This is a genomic window from Syntrophomonas sp. UBA1041 (assembly GCF_002316705.1).
In the GTDB taxonomy this organism is placed as follows: Bacteria; Bacillota; Syntrophomonadia; order Syntrophomonadales; family Syntrophomonadaceae; genus DTU019.
On the sequence record NZ_DCEA01000024.1, the window covers coordinates 26198 to 27771 of the forward strand.

General features: G+C 39.1%; 1 protein-coding gene. It reads left to right on the forward strand.

The window, feature by feature from the left end:
* Window positions 1-297 precede the first annotated feature (297 nt).
* Window positions 298-1128, forward strand: coding sequence for an NAD(+)/NADH kinase (locus B2633_RS04965; protein WP_483169546.1), 831 nt, complete (start codon window positions 298-300; stop codon window positions 1126-1128).
* The last annotated feature ends 446 nt before the right edge of the window (window positions 1129-1574 follow it).

The following is a 1574-nucleotide window of genomic DNA, read 5'->3' on the forward strand; positions in this document are numbered from 1 at the left end:
TTTCGTACAAAAGAAAAATCCTTTGCCGTCTCGTACAAGTAATTCAACTGGATGAAGATGCCTGCCAAAAGTTAATGCTAAAGTTTTCCTCAGAAGTTAATGATGATGAGGGTTGTTCCTGCACATCAATCTTTAGCATTGGTCTTTTGAGGCAAACAGTAGCAGCATTTTTTTGTTAAATCATCATTTTTGGCCATTGGTTGGGGGGTTATAGTAAGGTTTTAAGTTATTAAAAAGACTTGAAGGCCATCGCTTAAAAAAGCCTACCTGGAATATGGCAAAGTATTTGCATAATAAGTGGTGGAGATCAACTCGGGAGTACAAGCAATGAGGAATATGGGCATTATCACAAAAGGCGATAATTTTGAGGCCGGAATTCTAACCTTACACCTGGGGACAAGCCTCACAACTAAGGGCATTTCAACCTGGTACGAAAGAGATTGCGTTAAAAACTTCGATACAACAGATTTAATATTAGTCCTTGGTGGCGATGGGACGATGCTAAGGGCCTTCCAGAATTATGGTCATTTACAAATTCCTTTCTTATGTATAAATTTCGGAACGGTTGGGTTCCTAAGTTCTCTAGAACCCGAGGAAATAATCAATTACTGGGATTTAATAATTGACGGGAATTATAAATTGGATGAGAGATCTGTCCTCAGGGTGTCAATAACAAGAAAAGAGGGCTATAAAGACCTGTCTTACTATGCATTAAATGATGCTGTAATAAGAACGACTGATCTTCATGTATCTCGTCAGGTTTTAAAAGTCGATGAAAAAGAATTATGCACTTGTGAAGGCGATGGATTAATTATTTCTACTTCTACCGGATCTACTGGCTATGCTCTGTCAGCTGGGGGAGCCATTGTTGACCCTAAAATAGATTGCATAATAGTTAACTCCATATGCCCGCGAAAGACATCATTAAGAACGATGCTATTCGACCTGGATCACAATTTAGAAGTAATCAGTTTGGATAGACGGCCATTAACGGTATTTGTCGACGGGATAGAATCAACAAAAATAAATCAAGGTGACTCCATAACCATAGAGAGGGCAGATATTAAGGCAAGATTTGTTTCTCTAAATCCAGATAGATACTTTAATCTTCTACGCAGTAAAGCGTGAGTATTTTCGTTGGGAACTTGCTATTTCGCGATGAACTGCTGATTGCCCGACTCTACTGATAAAACAGCAACAACGTTTCCTGTTTGTAGAATTGTTTAACAAAGTGGTTACACGAATTACGATGTTCAGGTTAAAGAACGAAGCATAGACAAACTAGTGATTATGTCCTGATAGTGGTTGGGAACGAGCAGCATTTGGTTAAGATGGTCGACTCAATCCATTGCCTATGATCTGAATTATCAAAGGTTTAATTCATTAAGCTATTCACCGATTCACTTGGGTTTTGAATCCGGTGTTTTTGCATATAGCACAAAAAAAGGAGCATGGCCTATGCAAGATATGACACAAATAAGTCCACTTGTTGAAGTGCATGAAGCAGTATTGGCAGGGATAGAGCACGAAGCCCATACCAGCGTGAAGTCGTGTTATCAATGCGGGAAATGTTC